Genomic DNA, 19,611 nt, shown 5'->3' on the forward strand with positions numbered 1-19,611 from the left:
GTCATGAACCTGCATCAGTTCGCCGAAACCCACGAAGTCACCAACCAGCCACCGTCGCTGGACGGCGCCAACCTGTACCGCATTGATCTGCCGCTGCAGGAGTGGTCGCGCCGTTTTGGCGCCGGTTGGGCCGAGTCGCGAATCGACACCTACGGCGCTCTGGCCGGTGGGCCGCTGATGGAAGCCGGGTTCCTCGCCAATCAGAACAAACCGGTATTCGTCAGCCATGACCGCTACGGTCATCGCATCGATCTGGTGGAATTCCATCCCGCTTATCACGAGCTGATGCGCACCGCGATCGAACATGGCCTGACGTCGTTGCCATGGGCGCATCCGCAGGACGGCGCGCATGTCGCCCGCGCGTCCATGAGCTATTTGCACAGCCAGGCTGAGGCTGGCAGCGGTTGCCCGTTGACCATGACCTTCGCCAGCGTCCCGGCCATGCGTTTGCAGCCGGATCTGGCTGAACAGTGGCTACCGAAGATCCTCGCCACCGAATATGACCCGCGCAACGTCGGCATGGCGCACAAGGCCGGTGTGACCATCGGCATGGCGATGACCGAAAAACAGGGCGGCACCGACGTGCGCGCCAACACTACCAAGGCCTATCCAGTGGGTGCCAGCGGCCCGGGGCAGGCTTATGAACTGCTCGGGCACAAGTGGTTCTGCTCGGCGCCGATGTGCGATGCGTTCCTCACGCTGGCGCAGACCGACAAGGGCCTGACCTGCTTCCTGCTGCCGCGCCATCGCCCGGACGACACGCGCAATCAGTTCTACATCCAGCGCCTGAAAAACAAACTCGGCAACCAGTCCAACGCCTCCAGTGAAGTGGAGTTTCGCGGCGCGCTGGCGTGGATGGTCGGCGAAGAGGGGCGCGGCGTACCGACCATCATCGAGATGGTGGCGATGACCCGTTTCGATTGCATGGTCGGCTCCAGCGCCTTGATGCGTCAGGCGCTGACCCAGGCCAGCCACCACTGCGCGCACCGCAAGGTCGGTGGCAAGCTGCTCAGCGAGCAACCGTTGATGCAGAACGTGCTGGCCGATCTGGCCCTGGAAAGCGAAGCCGCACTGGCGTTGAGTCTGCGCATGGGCAAGGCGCTGGATCATCTGGATGACCGCCATGAAGCACAATTCGCCCGTCTGGTGACGGCGGTGGGCAAATACTGGATCTGCAAACGCGCCCCCGGAATGATCAATGAAGCTGCTGAATGCATGGGCGGCGCGGGGTATGTCGAGGAGAGCATTCTGCCGCGCCTGTATCGCGAGGCGCCGGTCAACTCGACGTGGGAAGGCTCGGGCAACGTGCAGTGCCTGGACGTATTGCGTGCGCTGTCGAAAGAACCGGGAGTGCTCGATGTGTTGTTCAGCGAATTGGGCGACGGGCACGGCAACAAGCGCCTGGCCGCGCATATCCAGCAGTTGCAGGCACAGTTCAAGGACACCAGCGACATTCAGTATCGGGCGCGGCAGTTGACTGAGGACATTGCGCTGGGGCTGCAGGCCAAGCTGTTGCTGGAGGCCGGAAACTCAGCAGTGAGTGATGCGTTTATTGCCAGCCGTTTGAGCGGTGGCGGCCGGGTCTACGGTGCACTACCGCGTGGGCTGGACGTCGAAGCCATCGTCGCCCGCTCAACCCCGCAGGGTTTCTGACCCAACACAAATCCCCTTGTGGGAGCGGGCTTGCTCGCGAATGCGGTGTGTCAGTCAATGGATAGGTCGACTGACACTGCGCATTCGCGAGCAAGCCCGCTCCCACAGGGGGATCTCCATTGACAGGGAGATTTGGGTACAGCCACAACGCCACTGTTCCCGTGACGCCACGATGCAGGCAAGATGAAGCTCTGCAAGTCAGAACACAGGAAGCTGATCGTGACCGAAGCGTTTATTGTCGTTCAAACCGCCGAACAAGCCGTGGATCGTCTGGCCGAGCTGCATGAGCGGGCCACCACTGCGCTGAACTCGGCGCTCAAGCGGTATCTCAAGGATCGCGTCGAGCCCGACGCCGAACAGCGTGCTCTGTTTCGTTACCCCGAACTGCGTCTGACCTACCTGTGTCAGGGCGAAGTGCCGCAGACCACCCGCGCCTACGCCAAGGTACAACTGCCGGGCACCTACAGCGTCACCGTCACCCATCCGAAGGCGTTCCGCAAATACCTGCTGGAACAGCTGGTGCCGTTGATGCATGACTTCACCGTGACCGTGGAAGTCGGCGTCAGTCAGCAGAACATTCCGTATCCGTACGTGGTCGAGCAGGGCGATGAACTGGCCGGCTCCGGCGTTACCGCTGCGGTACTGGCGCGGGTGTTCCCGAGTACCGACCTGTCCGCCGCCACCGATGGCATCGCCGACGGTCTCTACGATTGGGAAAACACCGATCCGCTGCCACTGGCGCTGTTCGACGCCGCGCGCGTCGACTTTTCCCTGCGTCGCCTGGTGCACTACACCGGCAGCGACTGGCGGCATGTGCAGCCGTGGATCCTGCTGACCAACTACCACCGCTACGTCGACCAGTTCATCGTTCATGGCCTGGAGCAACTGCGCAACGACCCGCGTTTCGTGCGCATGGTGCTGCCGGGCAACGTGATCATCGAGAAGGGCATGGATCACGGCGAAGCGTCGGCGATTGCCGCTGGCGTGGTCTGGCACCGCTACCAGATGCCGGCCTATCACCTGATCGCCAATGACGGCCACGGTGTGACCCTGGTCAACATCGGTGTCGGCCCGTCCAACGCCAAGAACATCACCGACCACCTGGCGGTGCTGCGTCCGCATTGCTGGCTGATGATCGGCCACTGTGGCGGTCTGCGGCAGTCGCAGACCATCGGCGACTACGTGCTGGCGCACGCCTACATGCGTCGCGACGGGATTCTCGATCGCGTAGTGCCGCCGAACATCCCGATCCCGGCGCTCGCCGAAGTGCAACTTGCGCTGCAACAAGCCGCGGCCAATATCACTGGCGAGAAGGGCGAGGAGCTGAAAAAACGCCTGCGCACCGGCACCGTGCTGACCTATGACGACCGCAACTGGGAGCTGCGTTGGGCGCAGGAACGTCCGCTGATCAACCTGTCCCGCGCCGTGGCGGTGGACATGGAAAGCGGCACCATCGCCGCCCAGGGTTATCGCCTGCGGGTGCCGTACGGCACGCTGCTGTGTGTTTCGGACAAACCGCTGCACAGTGAAATCAAGCTGCCGGGCTCTGCCAACGCGTTCTACGAGCGTGCGGTCAGCCAGCACTTGAAGATCGGCATCGAGGCGGTGGATCTGCTGCGCACCGAACTCAACTCGCTGCACTCGCGCAAGCTGCGCAGCTTCGACGAGCCGCCGTTCCGTTAACGGTTAGTCGTGGTCATTTGGCGGTCGGGGCACTAGCATTGTCAGCCCAGATCGCCAGATGTTGTTTTGCCCATGTCCCGTCCCCCGCGTCCTCCTTCCCGCCGTCCCGGTGCGAAGCCATCCTCCTCAGCTCCACGTCGTGTCGCCAAGGCGCCGCCGGCCGAGCCGAAGCTGATCCTGTTCAACAAACCGTTCGATGTGCTGACGCAGTTCAGCGACGAAGGCGGGCGGGCGACGCTCAAGGATTACATTGACGTGCCCGGTATCTATCCGGCCGGACGCCTTGATCGCGACAGCGAAGGCTTGTTGTTGCTGACTAATGACGGCCAGTTGCAGGCGCGCATCGCTGATCCGAAACACAAACTGGCGAAGACTTACTGGGTGCAGGTCGAAGGCGTGCCGACAGGCGAGCAGTTGCAGCGTTTGCGTGATGGCGTCGAGCTGAATGACGGCATGACCCTGCCCGCCGAAGCCCGGCAGTTGGATGAGCCACAGTTGTGGCCGCGCAATCCACCGGTGCGCTTTCGCATGACGGTGCCGACCAGTTGGCTGGAGCTGGTGATTCGTGAAGGGCGCAACCGTCAGGTACGGCGGATGACCGCCGCGGTGGGGTTGCCGACGTTGCGGCTGGTGCGGGTGCGGATTGGCGACTGGACGCTCGAAGGGCTCGATCAGGGCCAGTGGAAAGAAGTGCCGGCGCGTCTATAGAGCGCCGGATTCGATCAGGCCGATCACCACACTCTTGATGATGAATGCGGCCACGCCCAGGCCCAGGACGAAGAACAGGATGAACGAGCCGAAACGCCCGGCCTTGGACTTCTTCGCCAGATCCCAGACGATGAAACCCATGAAAATGATAAGGATGCTGACCAGGCCAGTCATCATCCACTCTTCGAATACTGCAGGATCCATCGGGCATCTCCGGCGCGCACAGGGCTGAAAGGGCTGGGCGATTATACGCCGAGGGGGATTGCGGGCGCATTGACCTGTGTCGGTGTGCCGCAGTGATGGTGTTCGCCTTGCCGGCCCCTTCGCGAGCAAGCCCGCTCCCACATTTGCAATGCATTTCCCTGTGGGAGCGGGCTTGCTCGCGAGGGCGATGTCAGCTGCGCAGATGGGTCAGCGGCAGTTCAGTGCTGTTGAGCACCTGATTCAGCACAAAACTGGAGCGCACGCTGGTTACGCCTTCAATCCGGGTCAGATGCCCCAGCAGCAGCTTCTGATAATGATCCATGTCCGGCACCACCACCTTCAACTGATAGTCGGCATCGACGCCAGTCACCAGGCTGCATTCCAGCACCTGCGGCAGGGTGCGGATCGCCGCTTCGAAGTTTTCGAAACGCTCCGGTGTGTGCCGGTCCATGCCGATCAGCACGTAGGCGGTCAGGCTCAGGCCGAGCATCTTGCGATCGAGCAGGGCGACCTGGCGCGAGATGTAGCCGTCGTCCTCCAGTTGCTTGACCCGGCGCGAGCAGGGGGAGGGCGACAGACCGATGCGCTCGGCCAGTTCCTGGTTGGAGATGCGGGCGTCGCGCTGCAATTCCGCCAAAATGCTCAGGTCATAACGGTCGAGTTTGCTCATGAATCTGTCCTTGGTTGTAACTATTGCGGCGGATTATCTATCCAGGGTTAAAAATTGCGCAAGCAGTGTTTATTTGAGCAATCTTCGCAATCCTCTGTCGCGCTTCGCGGCCTATTCTTATCACCAGAATCACTGCTCGGTAACACAGTCCACTGCGGCCCGCCCAATCAGGCCCGCCGCGGCCGCCACCCCTACCGGGGATGTGCCGGCCCCCGAGCTGCACACTGTCCAGAAGACGGCGTGAGGTGAGCCGACGTCAAAAGCGTCGAGCCAGGACGAAGTTCTCTAAAGGGAGGCCGACGGGTCTCCCTTTTTTCTTACCTGCGATTTTTGTGCCTCGCTGCACGGCCTTCCTCAATAAATAAGTTTCGTGACTGATAACCTGTCGCAGAACCCGGTGTGCGTATTCCCGGTCTTAGCTACAAGCCCTCTTAATACCCGCAGTGAGGAAAAGCATGAAGTCGCGCATCTGGCGTCTGGCCGGTGTTGGTTTGCTGTGTGTGAGCGTCGGTGCGCAAGCGCTGGCCGACGAGCCGCAGAATCGGGGCCCCGAGAACAATGGACGCGGTCCCGAGCATCAGGGCAACAATCAGGGCCATGGTGGCAACAATCAGCCCCACGGGCAGAACAACCCGCCGCCGCAAAACCAGCCGCGGCCGCAGAACAACGAAATCATTCGGGGCGACAACAGCCGCCAGTTCGAGCACAACGGCCAGCAGCACAACAATGGCCAGTGGCAGAACCAGAACCGTGCGCCGAACTCGCCTGCTCCGGTGCATCAGACGCCACCGCCTCCGGCCAACAACCTGCCGATCCAGCCACGGCCCGACGCCGTGCGCCAGACCCAGGAACCGCGCCAGGGCTACTACCGTGACGAGCGTCCGCAGAACGGCTACAACAACCAGCATTGGCAGGCCGGCAACAATCGGCCCAACGACAATCGCTGGCCGGGCCGCCCGGACGGGCATGGCAACGGTTGGGGCCCCGGCCCGCAATACCGCCCGGGGCATGTGATCGACCGCTTCCCGGATCGCGAATACCGCGTGCCGTATCGTGGTCAGGACTATTTCTATTCCGGTGGCTACTGGTATCGCCCGCAAGGCCCACGCTACATCGTCGTGCAACCGCCACGGGGCATTCGTACCCACTATCTGCCGGACTACGCCCGTGAAGTGTGGATCGGCGGTGCGCTGCTGTTCCTCGCTGCCGGCTCCTACTATGCGTACGAAGAAAGCACCCAGGATTACGTGGTGGTCGAGCCACCGGTGCAACAACCGCCGCAACCGCAGCCGCAATCCCAGGGCTATGACGTCGAGGCCTATCCGGCCAACGGTCAGTCGCCGGAACAGGTGCAGCAGGACGGATACCAGTGCTACCAATACGCCGTGCAGCAGAGCGGATTCGATCCGCGTACCGCGACCTATCAACCGGCGCCTGAAGTGGTGCAGGCTTACCGTCAGGCCCAGGGTAATTGCCTGAGCAGTCGCGGTTATCAGGTGTCTTACTGAATCCGGGTTTGTGCCCGTTCGGTCTTGACCACTTCCTGCGGGTCGGCGTGCACCAGCACTTCGGCCCGCGGGTAGGCGGCGTGAATCGCATCGGCCGCCTGATCGCTGATGCCGTGGGCGACTGACAAGGTCAGCTCTCCCGGCAATTCCAGATGCAACTGCACAAACCAGTGGTTACCCGAGATCCGTGTGCGCAAGTCATGCGCGCCCAACACACCGGGCACCGCGCAGGCCAGTTCGAGCATGTGCTGACTGACGTCCGTCGGCAGCTCTTCATCCATCAGCACCGAAAAGCTTTCCCGGGCGATCTGGATCGCACTCCACAAAATGTACCCGGCAATCCCCAGGCCGAACCACGCATCGAGTTGATGAAAGCCCATGCCGGCGAGGATCAGCGCGATCAGAATGCTGCCGTTGAGCAGCATGTCCGACCGGTAGTGCAGCGAGTCGGCGCGCACGGCGTTGGAGCCGGTCTGCTTGATCACTCGATGTTGCAGCGTCAGCAACGCCGCGGTCAGCAGCAGTGAGAACACGATCACACCGATGCTCAGCCACGGGGCGCCCAGCGGCTCCGGTTGCTTGATGCGCTCATACGCCTGAAACGCAATCAGCACCGCGCTGCCACCGATGAATAGCGCCTGCGCCATGCCCGCCAGCGATTCAGCCTTGCCGTGGCCGTAACGGTGATCGTCATCGGCCGGGCGCAGTGCGTAATGCACCGCCAGCAGATTGAGCAGCGAGGTGACGCCATCCAGCGCCGAGTCGGTGAGGCCGGCGAGCATGCTCACCGAGCCGCTCAGCCACCAGGCGATGGCTTTGGCAATGATCAGCGTGCAAGCCACCGCCACCGAAGCGCGGGTTGCCAGCCGCAGCAGGCGGGCGTGTTCGGGGCTGGTGGTCATGTGATTTCCTTATGCGGCGGGTTGCAGGCCAAACATCGCCAGTTGCTGAGTGCTGCCCTTGTGCTGGATCAGGCGTGGATCGTCCAGCGGCAGATTGCGGCCCAGCTCAGTTTCGAGAATAGCCTGCAACTTGAGGTTATCGACCTGACCATCCGGGCCGACCGCCTGTTTGAGCTTGGCCGGATCGACCTGGGCGGTATGGCCCGGTTCGAAATAGATCGCGCCGGTGGTGAAGTCGACCGCGAACGCGATCAGCCCTGGAATCACGTAGAACAGCAGGCCCACGGCGTCGAGCACGGCAATCGCCGGGTCGATCTTGCCGTCGATCTGACCGCGACGGTCCGGATAGAAAATCGAACCGCAGGCCGTGAGTTGAGTGAGCAGGGTGGCGACCAGTACACCGCCGATCAGGCGAGAAGGTAAGCGCATGGAAAATCTCCTGAGTCATCTATTAACGAAGCTTCGTCTTGTGAAGTTAAGACCCTGACGAACGCCAAGCAGTTCGCCGTTATACTCGCGCCTCTGTTTGGGAGCCAGCATGATTTCTTTGCCGATCGATGAAGTTTTACCCGCCCTGCGTGAAGCCTTGGCGACACGCCACGAAGCCGTGCTCGAAGCACCGCCCGGCGCCGGTAAAACCACCCGCGTGCCCCTGGCCTTGCTCGATGAAGCGTGGCTGGCCGGGCAGACCATTCTGATGCTCGAACCGCGCCGTCTCGCTGCGCGTGCGGCGGCTGAACGTCTGGCCAGCGAACTGGGTGAGAAGGTTGGCGAAACGGTCGGCTATCGCATCCGCCTCGACAGCAAGGTCGGCCCCAACACCCGTATCGAAGTGGTCACCGAAGGCATCCTCACCCGGCGTCTGCAGGATGATCCGGCGCTGGAAGGCGTCGGTCTGCTGATCTTCGACGAATTCCACGAACGCAGTCTCGACGCCGATCTGGCCTTGGCCCTGAGTTTGAACGGTCGTGAACTGTTCCGCGCTGAACAGCCGCTGAAGATTCTGCTGATGTCCGCCACGCTGGAAGGCGAGCGTCTGGCCGGGTTGCTGGATGACGCGCCGATCCTGCGCAGCGAAGGGCGCATGTACCCGGTGACGATGCGCTGGGGGCGACCGTTCCAGCCCGGCGAATACATCGATCAGCGCGTGACCCAGACCGTCATCGAAGCGCTGCACGATGAAAGCGGCAGCTTGCTGGTGTTCCTTCCGGGGCAGGCGGAAATCCGTCGCGTGCATCAGCAACTGAGCGATGCCATCGGCGAGCGTGAAGACGTATTGCTTTGCCCGTTGCACGGCGAATTGGACCTGAATGCCCAACGCGCTGCCATCGACCCGGCCCCGGCCGGCCAGCGCAAAGTGGTGCTGGCGACCAACATCGCCGAGACCAGCCTGACCATCAACGGCGTGCGCGTAGTGATCGACGCCGGGCTGGCACGGGTGCCGCGCTTCGACCCAGGCAGCGGCATGACCCGCCTCGATACTCAGCGTATTTCCAAGGCCAGCGCCACCCAGCGTGCGGGCCGGGCCGGGCGTCTGGAGCCGGGGGTGTGTTACCGCTTGTGGTCGCAGGATCAGCACGAGCAACTCGCCGCTTACGGCAGTGCGGAAATTCTGTCGGCGGATCTGGCGAGTCTGGCGCTGCAACTCGGACGCTGGGGCGTGACCCCGGGCGAGCTGGTGTGGCTCGATGTGCCGCCGGCAGCGGCCTATGCACAGGCGCAGGATTTGTTGCAGCGCCTGGGCGCACTTGAAGGCGAGGCGTTGACTTCCCACGGTCAGGCCATGGCCGAATTGCCGTCGCATCCGCGCATCGCCCATCTGTTGCTGCGCGGTCAGGCGCTGGGGCTGGCGAACATGGCGTGCGACGTCGCCGCACTGCTCGGCGAGCGCGATATTTTGCGCGGTGCCGGTGCCGATCTGCACAGCCGCCTGGTGCTGCTCTCCGGCGAAGAACGCGCGGCACGCGGTGCACAGGGTGGAGTGCAACGTGCGCGGCAACTGGCGCGACAATATCGCGGTTACCTGCGCGGCAAGGCCAGCGAGCCGGTCAGCGATCCCGATCACCCGCGCTGGCTCGGAGCGTTGCTGGCGCTGGCCTACCCGGATCGTGTTGCCCAGCAGCGGCGTGCCGGTGGCGCCGAATATCGTCTGGCCAACGGTCGCGCTGCACTGTTCGCCGAAGCCGACAGCCTGATGAAGGAACCGTGGATTGTCATCGCCGACCTCGGCAGCCGTCAGGGTCAGCGTGAGGAGCGGATTTACCTGGCGGCGGATTTCGATCCGGCGCTGTTCGATTCGGTGCTCGCCGAGCAAGTGCACGTCGTCGATCAACTGGACTGGGACGAGCGCGAAGGCGTGCTGCGCGCCGAGCGTCAGCGCAAGGTCGGCGAACTGATCCTCAGCCGCGAACCGTTGACCGGTCTCGACGAAGCGGCGCGCAGTCAGGCGCTGGTCAATCTGGTGCGGCGCAAGGGGCTGGAGTTGCTGCCGTGGACGCCGGAACTGCGCCAGTGGCAGGCGCGGGTTGCCCTGTTACGGCAATTGGATCTGGCCACGCAGAATGACAGTCAGTGGCCGGATGTCAGCGATGCAACGTTGCTGAAAACCCTCGAGCATTGGTTAATGCCTTACTTGGGCAAGGTCTCGCGGTTCAGCCATTTCGCCAATCTTGACCTGTCGAGCATCGTCCGCAATCTGCTGCCGTGGCCGTTGCCGCAGAAGCTTGATGAGCTGGCGCCGCACCACATCAGCGTGCCGTCGGGGTCATCGATTCGTCTGGATTACAGCGAACAGCCACCGATTCTCGCGGTGCGTTTGCAAGAGCTGTTCGGCCTCGCCGAGACGCCGCGAATTGCCGGCGGCCGGCAAGTGGTCAAGCTGCACCTGTTGTCCCCGGCGCGCCGGCCGGTGCAGGTGACGCAGGATCTGGCCAACTTCTGGCGCAGCACCTATGCCGAGGTGAAGAAGGATCTGAAGGGGCGTTATCCGAAGCATTACTGGCCGGATGATCCGTTGGTGGCCGAGGCCACGGCACGGGCCAAGCCACGCGGCACCTGAAGATCAAAAGATCGTAGCCTTGCCCGTCAGTTGTTCCCGGCAATAATCGGCGAACAACTGCGCCGGTTTGGTCAGTTGCCCGCGTTTGAGCCACGCGGCAACCAGGCCTGAACCGGTGACATCTTCGACAATGTCGACGCACACTACTTTCTTGCCGTCATAGGTGCACTCCGAGTGCGGCTTCGTCACCAGCACCGAGAAGCCAAAACCCTGGCCGACCATGCCGCGCACCATCTCGATCGAAGGCGAGCTGAACTCGATGCGCGGGGTCAGGCCAAGTTCTTCGAAAAGACTGACGAAGTAGGTTCGGCTCGGCTGCACGTCGAGCAGAATCATCGGTTCCAGGCACAGATCGCGCAGCGATACTTGCTTGTACTCGGCGAAGCGATGATCGGCCGGCAGCAGCGCATACGGCCGTTGTGCCGGCATCAGCGGTTCGGTCTGGATGGTGGCATCAAGTTCGTGTTCGTAGAGGATCACCAGATCGAACGTACCCGAGGTCAGGCCTTGCACCAGTTCCTGCTGCTCGCCGTCGCGGATGCGGATTTTCACTCCCGGATACAGCGCGGAAAATCCGGCAATCAACTGCGGCAGGTACAGCGGCGCGACGGTTTCGAAGCAGCCGATGTCGATCTGTCCGGCGACGATATCGTTGTCGGCGAGGGCGTTCTGCTCGAACTCCCGGGCCATGCGCAACAGCTCCTGCGCCTTGCGAAAAAACCGTGCACCGCTGGGCGTCAGCGAAACGCCCTGGGCGTGATGGCGGATCAGCAGTTGCACGGCGAAGCTGTCTTCCAGACCCTTGATCGCCGTAGAGATCGCCGGTTGCGCGATGTACAGCTTGCGCGAGGCTTCGGCAACGCTGCCGCATTCGACGGTGGTGATGAAGTATTTCAGCTGACGCAGATTGTAGGCGGCCACGGCAAACCTCAGGACGAGCGGACTCGACTTCCAAGCAATTTGTGCGCCGCCGCGTCCGCTGCGCGACGATGTTTTTGTCCTTGAACAGTAGTCACCCACAACGGTTTTGGGGAAACCGATTGAGCAGTTTTTTCATTGCCTGCGAAGACATTTTTACTATTTTTCGCCCGTCCGGGCCTGCGCCACCATCGACTGCACAATAACGTCCAAGGAGCATTCGACGTGTTCGAACTTGCAGAGTGGCAGCGCCAGGCCGTTGCCTTGAAGTTTCCCGATAAAGCCGTAATCAATGGTCAACACTGCGCCGCGCAATCGGGGCAGACCTTCGCCGCGATCAATCCCGCCACCGGCCGGTTGCTGGCGAATGTCGCCGCGTGTGGCGAGGACGAGGTCGACGCGACGGTGGCTAATGCGCGACAAGTGTTCGAGGCCGGCATCTGGGCACAACGTCCGCCTGCCGAGCGCAAGCAGGTGCTGCTGCGGCTGGCCGATCTGCTGATGGAGCATCGCGAAGAACTGGCCCTGCTCGATTCGCTGAACATGGGCAAACCGGTGATGGACGCTTACAACATTGATGTGCCGGGCGCCGCCGGGGTGTTTCGCTGGTACGCCGAAAGCATCGACAAACTCTACGACCAGATCGCCCCCGGCGCCGCCAATGTGCTGGCGACCATCACCCGTGAAGCGCTGGGCGTGGTGGCGGCGGTGGTGCCGTGGAATTTTCCGTTGGACATGGCCGCGTGGAAGCTCGCGCCGGCACTGGCGGCGGGTAACTCAGTGATCCTCAAGCCGGCAGAGCAATCACCGTTTTCCGCGTTGCGTCTGGCCGAGCTGGCGCTGGAAGCGGGCCTGCCGCCGGGTGTGCTCAACGTGTTGCCGGGGCTGGGTGAGCAGACCGGCAAAGCCTTGGGCCTGCACCCGGATGTCGATTGCCTGGTATTCACCGGCTCAACGCAGGTCGGCAAGTATTTCATGCAGTATTCGGCGCAATCCAACCTCAAACAGGTGTGGCTGGAGTGCGGCGGCAAGAGTGCCAATCTGGTGTTCGCCGATTGCAAGGATCTGGATCTGGCGGCGGAAAAAGCGGCGTTCGGGATCTTCTTCAACCAAGGCGAAGTGTGCTCGGCGAACTCGCGGTTGCTGGTCGAGCGTTCGATTCATGATGAGTTTGTCGAGCGCCTGAAAGCCCAGGCCGAGCGCTGGCTGCCGGGTGATCCGCTCGACCCGCAAAGTCGTGCCGGGGCGATCGTCGATCAGCGGCAGACGGCGAGCATCATGCGCGCCATTCGCGGTGCCGAGCAGGCGGGTGCGAGTCTTGTGTGTGGTGGTCGGCAGCGGCGCTTGAATGGCTCGGACAACTTTATCGAGCCGACGATTTTTACCGGCGTGAGTGCCGACATGGCGCTGTTTCGCGAAGAGGTGTTCGGCCCGGTGCTGGCGGTGATGCCGTTCGATGATGAAGACGAGGCGGTGCGCCTGGCCAACGACAGCGTATATGGGCTGGCGGCGTCGCTGTGGACCGATGATCTGCATCGCGCGCACCGCGTGGCGCGACGACTGCGGGCGGGTACGGTATCGGTCAACACTGTCGATGCCCTCGACGTGACAGTGCCGTTCGGCGGTGGCAAGCAATCGGGATTCGGCCGTGACCTGTCGCTGCATTCGTTCGACAAATACACCCAGTTGAAAACCACCTGGTTTCAGTTGCGCTGATTGCGGTTGATTCAAAAGCAAAGATCGCAGCCTTCGGCAGCTCCTACATGGGCCAGTGTTGCTCTGTGTAGGAGCTGCCGAAGGCTGCGATCTTTTGCTTTCAAAGCTGTGCACCATCTCCGCTCGGGGCGCGCTTTTACGGTGCACCCTAAGCAGTTTTTTCATCATTTGCAGCCAACAATTTCCTGATTTTCCTCAGCCCGCACATGGGCCACCATCGATCTTGCCAGCCCGGTGTTTCCCGCCAGAGTCCAGCAGAGACCGCAGCGTGAATTCACATCATCGCGGCCGGCCGTACTGCCCATGACAAAACTAAATCAACAGCGTCGGGAGTGCTCCATGATCAAGTCCTTGTGTATCCGTCTCACCCATCCTCTGGCGATCACCGCCCTGGCCGCCACGGTCGCGACCAGCGCTCAGGCCGGCACCCTGTCCATCGGCCATACCACCTGGGTCGGCTACGGCACGCTGTACCTGGCTCAGGACCTGGGCTACTTCAAGGAAAACGGTCTGACTGTCGAATTGCCGGTGGTTGAGGAAGCTTCGATGTACATGGCCGCCCAGGCCTCCGGGCAACTGTCCGGCTCGGCCTCGACCATCGACGAAGTGCTCAAGTACCGTCCGCAGTTCTGCTTCAAGGCTGTGGCGGCGCTGGATGACAGCCATGGTGGTGACGGCGTGCTGGTCGGCAAGGACGTGAAATCGTTGCAAGAGCTCAAGGGCCAGGCGGTGGCCGTCAACGAAGGTTCGACGTCGCAGTTCTGGCTGTCGTACCTGCTGAAAAAGAATGGCATGAAAATGAGCGACATCACCGTGCAGAACATGACGGCCGACGATGCAGCCACCGCGTTCATCGCCGGTCGCGTGCCAGCCGCCGTGACCTGGGAGCCGCACCTGTCGATGGTCCGCGACAAGCAGCAGGGCAAGGTGCTGATCGACAGCAGCAGCACGCCGGGTGTGATCGTCGATGTGGTGGCGCTCAATTGCAGCGTCATCGAAAAACAGCCGCAGGACGTCAAGGCGCTGGTCGCCGGTTTGTACAAGGCGGTCAAGTACACCCAGGAACACCCGGACGAGGCCTACGCGATCATGGCCAAAGGCGTCGGCGGTTATCTTTCTGATCCGAAGGAACTGGCCGCTGCCGCCAAAGGTGTGCGTTTCTACGATCAGGCCATGAGCGAAAAACTTCTCGGCTCGCCGGGCAAACCGGGTGACAGCGCCGCGTTGATCAAACTCGCCAACGAGACCGCCAGTGAACTGCAAGGCAAGCCCTACAACGTCAGCCACGACGAGCTGGTCGACAACCGTTTCGTCAGCCCGCTCTAGGAGGTCCGCATGTTCAAGCGCAAATCATGGCTGAGCCGCTGCCTGACGCCCAAGACCGGTTTGCCGGTGCCAGTGGTGTGGAGCGCCAGCGGTCTGGCCTGGGTGTTGTTGGTCGGTCTGTGGGCCGGGTTGTCCTACGGCGGCATCGTCCCGGGGATGTTCCTGCCAACGCCCGGCGCGGTGCTCGAAGCGGCGGTGCGCCTGAGCCGCGACGGCACCCTCGGCACGCATGTGTGGGCCAGTGTCGAAGTGGTGATGGTCGGCTTCATCGTCTCGTCGCTGGTGGCGGTGCCGCTGGGGTTGTTAATGGGCAGCTTTCGCATCGTCCAGGCATTCCTCGAACCGCTGGTGAACTTCATTCGCTACCTGCCGGTGACCTCGTTCGTGCCGCTGTTCATTTTGTGGATCGGTATCGGTCTGGAGCAGCGGGTGTCGGTGATCATCTTCGGCGTGTTTTTCCAGCAACTGGTGATGATCGCTGACGTCTCCAAAGGGATTTCCAAGGACCTGATCAACGCCTCTTACACTCTCGGCTCCAATCGCCGCGATGCGGTGCTGCATGTGATCGCCCCGGCCTCGGTGCCCGGCGTGCTTGACACCTTGCGCGTGACCATGGGCTGGGCCTGGACTTATCTGGTGGTGGCCGAACTGGTCGCGGCGTCGAGTGGCCTCGGTTACTTGAGTCTGAAAGCCATGCGCGGTTTTCAGGTCGACGTGATTTTCCTCGCCATCGCGATCATCGGCCTGCTGGGTCTGGTCACCGATCAACTGTTCCGCTTTCTCCGCTTGAGGGTTGCCGCATGGGCTCAGTAACCGCCGCCAATCATCGTTTCATCGAACCGCGTGCTGCCGCGCCGCAAGCCGCCCCGCGCCTGCAAGTGGACAAGGTCAGCCTGCGTTACCAAAAGCCCGATGGCGGTACGTTCACTGCGCTGGAACAGGTGTCGTTCGAGGTGCCGGATCAGCAGTTCGCGGTGCTGGTCGGGCCGTCGGGGTGTGGCAAGTCGAGCCTGTTGTACCTGACCGCCGGCCTCGCCGAGCCGACTTCTGGCGAGATCTACGTCGGCGGTCAGCAAGTGCAAGGCCCGGGTGCCGATCGCGGCATGGTGTTCCAGAGCTACACGCTGTTTCCGTGGCTGACCGTGCGGCAGAACGTCGAGTTCGGCCTCAAGCGGCGCGGCATGCCGGCGGCGCGGCGCAAGGAGATTGTCGATTATTACGTCAATGAGGTCGGTCTCAGTGGCTTCGCCGACAGCTACGCCAAACAACTGTCGGGCGGGATGATGCAGCGCGTGGCGATTGCCCGGGCGCTGGCCAATGATCCGCAGATCCTGCTGATGGACGAACCGTTCGGCGCACTCGACAGCCAGACCCGTTTGCAGATGCAACAGCTGTTGCTGCGGGTCTGGGGCAACAGCAAAAAGACCGTACTGTTCGTCACCCACGATATCGACGAGGCGATTCTGCTCGGCGATCGGGTCTATGTGATGGGCGCGAAGCCGGGGCGGATCAAGCAGATCCTCGACGTGCCGATCGAGCGCCCGCGCTCACTGGACATGGTCATGGAGCGCGCGTTTATCGACATGAAGCGCGAGATCTTCGGGCTGCTGCATGACGACTTCGAGGAAGTGCATTGACCTGGAGTCATGCATCTTTCCCTGTGGGAGTGGGCTTGCTCGCGAAGGCGTAGTGTCAGCCGCCATCAACGTTGAAGACACACCGCTTTCGCGAGCAAGCCCGCTCCCACAGGGTTATGAGGGGGGTGTGACTACGGAGCAGCAGGCAGCAGGAACCGCGCAATCACTGGCAAATGATCGGAGATGCGCAGCGTATCGTCCTGACGCACCATCGCCTCGATCCGTTTGATCTTCGGGCTGTAGAACAGGTAATCGACTGTGCGATCCGGGCCATCGAGGCCGGGGTCGTTGGGGTAATGGGTCAGCCAGTGGGCGCGGTCGATGCCGCTGGCTTCGTTGTTGGTCGGGATCATCGGGTACTTGTCCCATAACAGATGCAGCGCGCTGTCCACGGAGTAGGGCTTGCGCTGTTCAGTGGGCAGGCGTTGGTACTGGCCCAGCGGCAGCAGATTGAAGTCACCGCCGATCAGCCATGGCAGGCCCTGGCTTTCGTAGGTGTCGAGCACTTTGGCCACCGCCGTTACCTGCGCCCGCAAGGTGTCGTCCGGTTGGCTGGCGCGATCCAGATGGGTGTTGAACACCGTCAGTTGCCCGCCGTCGCTCAGCGGTAGTTTGGTGGCGAGCAGGGCGTCCTTGGGTGCGAACTGGCGCGAGATGAAATTCGCCGGGGGCACCGGCAATTGCAGGCGTTCGGCATGTTCGATGCGATAACGGCTCAGGGTCGCCAGTTGCCGGCCGACGCTGCCGAAGATGTGCGGGTCGGGGACAAAATCGGCCTTCCAGTCGAAGGCGTGGGCGCTGCATGGATAAAGGTCGGTGACCCGTTCTTGCAGCAACTTGAGCTGATTCTGGTAATCGCTGGCCTTGGCGCCGTCATCCAGTTCCTGAATCAGAACCACGTCGGGCTGCTCGTCGCGGATCACCCGCGCCACTTCGTCGAGGCTGAAAGCCATGTCTTCCAGGGTTGGCGACTCGTCGTCGCCGTGGGCCAGATCGTTCCAGAACACGTAGCGCTTGCCCGCCAGGTACTGCACGTTCCAGGTCATGACTTTCAGGGCTTGTCCGGGCACCAGGGTCGGCGGCGTACCGATGCAGCTGACCGGCAGGGTTTCGCGGGCGCCGGGGCGCCAGGTCAGGCTGTAGATCAGCCCGCCGATCAGGACGATGGCGAGCACAATCAGCAACAGGGTGTAGCGCAGTAGACGGGGCATGGCTCGGCTTATCGCGTTACAAAGATGGCTCCGAGCATACCTGACGGTGAACGCTTGGCCCAAGGGCCACGAGGTCAGACCGCGCCGTTACGCTTGTCAGGCAATTCGCTGATCAGCATGAACAGGCGGAACAGCACCACACTGGTGAACAGTTGCAGGAAGCTGTGCGCGCTGTCGATCATGACCGCGATCAGCGGATTCTGTGGATCGGGGTACACCGCCAGCGTCGCGCCCTTGAGCAGCCATAAAGGTCCCATCACACACAGAATGCACAGCAGGATGCGCCAGAAATGCCCGCGCGTCAGGCGCAGGCTTTCCTTCATCGCCTGCAACGGCCCCATGCCGCGCAACACCAGCAGATATTCACCGAACGCGAGCATCACCATCAGCATCAGGCCCGGCAGGAAATACAGCGACAGTCCCAGCAGGATCAGCAACGTATTGAGCGCCGTGAGCAGGGCGAAGCGCGGCCAGAGGCGGGCGGACATCGCCAGCAGGTCGAGGGTGCGCGGAGCTTCGCCACGTGTGCGGGCGTCGAGGAACAGGATCAGCGCAGCGGTGTACAGCGGATACACCAGCAGGCCGACGACCACGCTGGCGGCGGAGAAACTGTCGGGGTCGGTGGCGTGATCCACTACTTGCTGCAGCGCGGCCTCGAAGATCACCAGCGGCAGACACAACTGCACGATGCTGGCCAGATGGCGTTTGAAAAAATACAGCGAGTCGCGCAGTACATCGAAGGCATTCATCAGTCGGTATCGCAGGTCGAAAACAGTGGCTCACTTTAACCGATGATGGGCGGGCCGACACAAACGTAAACATTCGGTAAAGGTCGTTGAAACATCCTGTCACTGCCTCCATTACAGAGGTGCGCCATGTCCACAGTGGACACGGGCAACGTTATCCCCGGCAATCTACGAGGTCGCCATGAACAGCGAAGAGCAAACCCTGATCGATGGACTGTTTTCCCGGCTGCAACAGGCCGAAACGGAGGCAGCCCCGCGCGACGCCCAGGCCGAGGCGCGGATCAAGGAACACCTGACCCGCCAGCCGGCGGCAGGTTATTTCATGACCCAGGCGATTCTGGTGCAAGAGGCAGCGATCAAGAGCCTCGACGAACAGAACAAGCAGCTGACCCAGCAAGTCCAGCAATTGCAGGCTGAACTGCAAGCGGCCAAGTCCCAGAGCGCGGCCCCGGCGCCCAGCGGCGGCGGTGGTTTCCTGTCTAGCATCTTCGGCGGCGGCAGCTCGCGCCCGGCACCGACCCAGAGCGCTCCGGCTTCCACCGGCGGCTGGCGTGAACCGGCACCACAGCAGAACTTTGGTGCACCGCCGCCACAACAGAACTGGGGGGCGCCTGCGCCTAACTATGCCCCGCAGCAAGCAGCACCGGCTGCAGGCAGCAGCTTCCTCGGCGGCGCTCTGAAAACCGCCGCTGGCGTGGCCGGTGGCGTGATGCTGGCGCAGGGCATCAGCAGTCTGTTCCATCACAACCAGCAGCCCGAAGAAATCGTTGAAGTGATCAAGGAAGAGCCGGCGCAAGTGGCCGACCAGAGCGAAAACGACTGGGGCAATGACCAGCGTGTGGCCGATAACGGTTTCTCTGGCAATGACCAGGGGGGATTCACTGACACCGACTACAGCGATGACAACTCGTCGTTCTTCGATGACGACGATTCGTTCGTCTGACTAACGGTCAGGCACCAGGCAACACCGTTTCTGTGGCGAGGGAGCTTGCTCCCGCTGGACTGCGCAGCAGGCCCTTCTTTTAAAAGACAGGGTCGCTGCGCAACCCAGCGGGACGGTGCGACGATTCGACAAGCTCCCTCGCCACACTGCTTTTTACTGGCATACTGAGCGCCTTTTTCGGGCCTGGTGCCTGATTCCGCTTCGTGCGCTCGCGCGCTCACAGGAATTCCGGTGAAAAAAATCGCAGTGTTCGCCGATGTGCAGAACCTCTACTACACCGTGCGTCAGGCCTATGGTTGCCATTTCAACTACGCCGCATTGTGGGCTGACATCAGCAAGGACGGGCAGATCGTCGAGGCCTATGCCTATGCGATTGACCGCGGCGACAGCAAGCAGCAGCAGTTCCAGCAGATCCTGCGCAACCTCGGTTTCACCGTGAAACTCAAACCCTACATCCAGCGCAGTGATGGCTCGGCCAAGGGCGACTGGGACGTGGGCATCACCCTCGACATCATGGACGCCGCCGACCATGTCGACGAAATCGTCCTGGCCTCCGGTGACGGCGACTTCGACATGCTGCTCGAACGCATCATCAACAAGCACGGCGTGCAGGCAGTGGCCTACGGTGTGCCGGGCCTGACTGCCAACTCGCTGATCCGCGCCGCCAGCCGTTATGTGCCGATCGAAGGCGCGTTGTTGCTCAAAAATTGATTTTTGTACGGAGTTGA

Annotated in this window: 18 protein-coding genes and 1 pseudogene; 11 read left to right on the plus strand and 8 right to left on the minus strand. The window is 62.2% G+C overall.

Annotated elements, in window-relative coordinates:
• The first annotated feature begins 3 nt into the window (after positions 1-3).
• The gene (locus LCH64_RS19950) at positions 4-1,653 is read left to right on the plus strand and encodes an acyl-CoA dehydrogenase family protein (RefSeq protein ID WP_226501064.1); all 1,650 of its coding nucleotides are present in this window, start codon (positions 4-6) and stop codon (positions 1,651-1,653) included.
• A 16-nt stretch (positions 1,654-1,669) separates the two neighbouring features.
• Here LCH64_RS19950 and LCH64_RS19955 read toward each other — a convergent pair.
• Positions 1,670-1,795 (minus strand): annotated as a pseudogene (locus LCH64_RS19955) (metal ABC transporter ATP-binding protein); the annotation flags it as partial.
• A 41-nt stretch (positions 1,796-1,836) separates the two neighbouring features.
• Between LCH64_RS19955 and amn the strand changes: the two are divergent.
• Positions 1,837-3,336, plus strand: a complete 1,500-nt coding sequence (gene amn, locus LCH64_RS19960) for an AMP nucleosidase (RefSeq protein ID WP_177434769.1) — start codon at positions 1,837-1,839, stop codon at positions 3,334-3,336.
• A 72-nt stretch (positions 3,337-3,408) separates the two neighbouring features.
• The gene (locus tag LCH64_RS19965; RefSeq protein ID WP_226501065.1) at positions 3,409-4,044 is read left to right on the plus strand and encodes a pseudouridine synthase; all 636 of its coding nucleotides are present in this window, start codon (positions 3,409-3,411) and stop codon (positions 4,042-4,044) included.
• On the opposite strand, the gene LCH64_RS19970 is transcribed toward LCH64_RS19965, so the two are convergent.
• Together LCH64_RS19970 and LCH64_RS19975 are read right to left on the minus strand one after the other, a co-directional pair.
• Positions 4,039-4,248: a DUF2788 domain-containing protein gene (locus tag LCH64_RS19970; protein ID WP_003228500.1), complete on the minus strand. Its 210-nt coding sequence runs from the start codon at positions 4,246-4,248 to the stop codon at positions 4,039-4,041. The genes LCH64_RS19965 and LCH64_RS19970 overlap by 6 nt on opposite strands.
• Before the next feature lie 190 nt (positions 4,249-4,438).
• Complete coding sequence (locus LCH64_RS19975; protein WP_007909658.1) at positions 4,439-4,918, minus strand: Lrp/AsnC family transcriptional regulator; 480 nt, start codon at positions 4,916-4,918, stop codon at positions 4,439-4,441.
• Positions 4,919-5,373: 455 nt separating this feature from the next.
• Between LCH64_RS19975 and LCH64_RS19980 the strand changes: the two genes are divergently transcribed.
• On the plus strand, positions 5,374-6,426 hold the full coding sequence (locus LCH64_RS19980; protein WP_226501066.1) for a DUF6515 family protein: 1,053 nt from the start codon (positions 5,374-5,376) through the stop codon (positions 6,424-6,426).
• Here LCH64_RS19980 and LCH64_RS19985 read toward each other — a convergent pair.
• Positions 6,420-7,328, minus strand: a complete 909-nt coding sequence (locus tag LCH64_RS19985; RefSeq protein WP_098965762.1) for a cation diffusion facilitator family transporter — start codon at positions 7,326-7,328, stop codon at positions 6,420-6,422. The two genes, LCH64_RS19980 and LCH64_RS19985, sit on opposite strands and share 7 nt — an antisense overlap.
• 9 nt (positions 7,329-7,337) lie before the next feature.
• Positions 7,338-7,757, minus strand: coding sequence for a hypothetical protein (locus LCH64_RS19990; RefSeq protein ID WP_003228492.1), 420 nt, complete (start codon positions 7,755-7,757; stop codon positions 7,338-7,340).
• 109 nt (positions 7,758-7,866) lie between these two features.
• On the opposite strand from LCH64_RS19990, the gene hrpB reads away from it, so the two are divergent.
• Entirely contained in the window at positions 7,867-10,386 is a 2,520-nt protein-coding gene (gene hrpB / locus LCH64_RS19995; protein ID WP_226501067.1) for an ATP-dependent helicase HrpB, read from the plus strand.
• 3 nt (positions 10,387-10,389) lie between these two features.
• Here hrpB and LCH64_RS20000 read toward each other — a convergent pair whose 3' ends face one another.
• Complete coding sequence (locus LCH64_RS20000; RefSeq protein ID WP_226501068.1) at positions 10,390-11,307, minus strand: LysR family transcriptional regulator; 918 nt, start codon at positions 11,305-11,307, stop codon at positions 10,390-10,392.
• 222 nt (positions 11,308-11,529) lie between these two features.
• Here LCH64_RS20000 and LCH64_RS20005 point away from each other — a divergent pair, with 222 nt between their 5' ends.
• From LCH64_RS20005 to LCH64_RS20020, 4 genes are all read left to right on the plus strand, one after another.
• Positions 11,530-13,020: an aldehyde dehydrogenase gene (locus tag LCH64_RS20005; RefSeq protein WP_226501069.1), complete on the plus strand. Its 1,491-nt coding sequence runs from the start codon at positions 11,530-11,532 to the stop codon at positions 13,018-13,020.
• A gap of 339 nt (positions 13,021-13,359) precedes the next feature.
• Positions 13,360-14,346 (plus strand): ABC transporter substrate-binding protein, encoded by a 987-nt coding sequence (locus LCH64_RS20010; protein WP_047602567.1) that lies wholly within the window; start codon positions 13,360-13,362, stop codon positions 14,344-14,346.
• A 9-nt stretch (positions 14,347-14,355) separates the two neighbouring features.
• Complete coding sequence (locus LCH64_RS20015; protein WP_047602568.1) at positions 14,356-15,159, plus strand: ABC transporter permease; 804 nt, start codon at positions 14,356-14,358, stop codon at positions 15,157-15,159.
• A complete protein-coding gene (locus LCH64_RS20020; protein WP_226501070.1) occupies positions 15,147-15,983 on the plus strand; it encodes an ABC transporter ATP-binding protein in 837 nt (278 codons plus the stop codon). Before LCH64_RS20015 ends, LCH64_RS20020 begins: the two co-directional genes overlap by 13 nt.
• Before the next feature lie 131 nt (positions 15,984-16,114).
• On the opposite strand, the gene LCH64_RS20025 is transcribed toward LCH64_RS20020, so the two are convergent.
• Both LCH64_RS20025 and LCH64_RS20030 read right to left on the minus strand, forming a co-directional pair.
• The gene (locus LCH64_RS20025; protein WP_226501071.1) at positions 16,115-17,194 is read right to left on the minus strand and encodes an endonuclease/exonuclease/phosphatase family protein; all 1,080 of its coding nucleotides are present in this window, start codon (positions 17,192-17,194) and stop codon (positions 16,115-16,117) included.
• A gap of 74 nt (positions 17,195-17,268) precedes the next feature.
• Positions 17,269-17,943, minus strand: coding sequence for a YciC family protein (locus tag LCH64_RS20030; protein WP_045122649.1), 675 nt, complete (start codon positions 17,941-17,943; stop codon positions 17,269-17,271).
• Between the two features lie 178 nt (positions 17,944-18,121).
• On the opposite strand from LCH64_RS20030, the gene LCH64_RS20035 reads away from it, so the two are divergent.
• Both LCH64_RS20035 and LCH64_RS20040 read left to right on the plus strand, forming a co-directional pair.
• Positions 18,122-18,883: a DUF2076 domain-containing protein gene (locus LCH64_RS20035; RefSeq protein ID WP_226501072.1), complete on the plus strand. Its 762-nt coding sequence runs from the start codon at positions 18,122-18,124 to the stop codon at positions 18,881-18,883.
• A gap of 231 nt (positions 18,884-19,114) precedes the next feature.
• Positions 19,115-19,594, plus strand: coding sequence for an NYN domain-containing protein (locus LCH64_RS20040; protein ID WP_003228475.1), 480 nt, complete (start codon positions 19,115-19,117; stop codon positions 19,592-19,594).
• Positions 19,595-19,611: the final 17 nt, after the last annotated feature.

It is taken from the genome of Pseudomonas sp. MWU16-30322 (assembly GCF_020515535.1).
GTDB classification, from domain to species: Bacteria; Pseudomonadota; Gammaproteobacteria; order Pseudomonadales; family Pseudomonadaceae; genus Aquipseudomonas; species Aquipseudomonas fluorescens_H.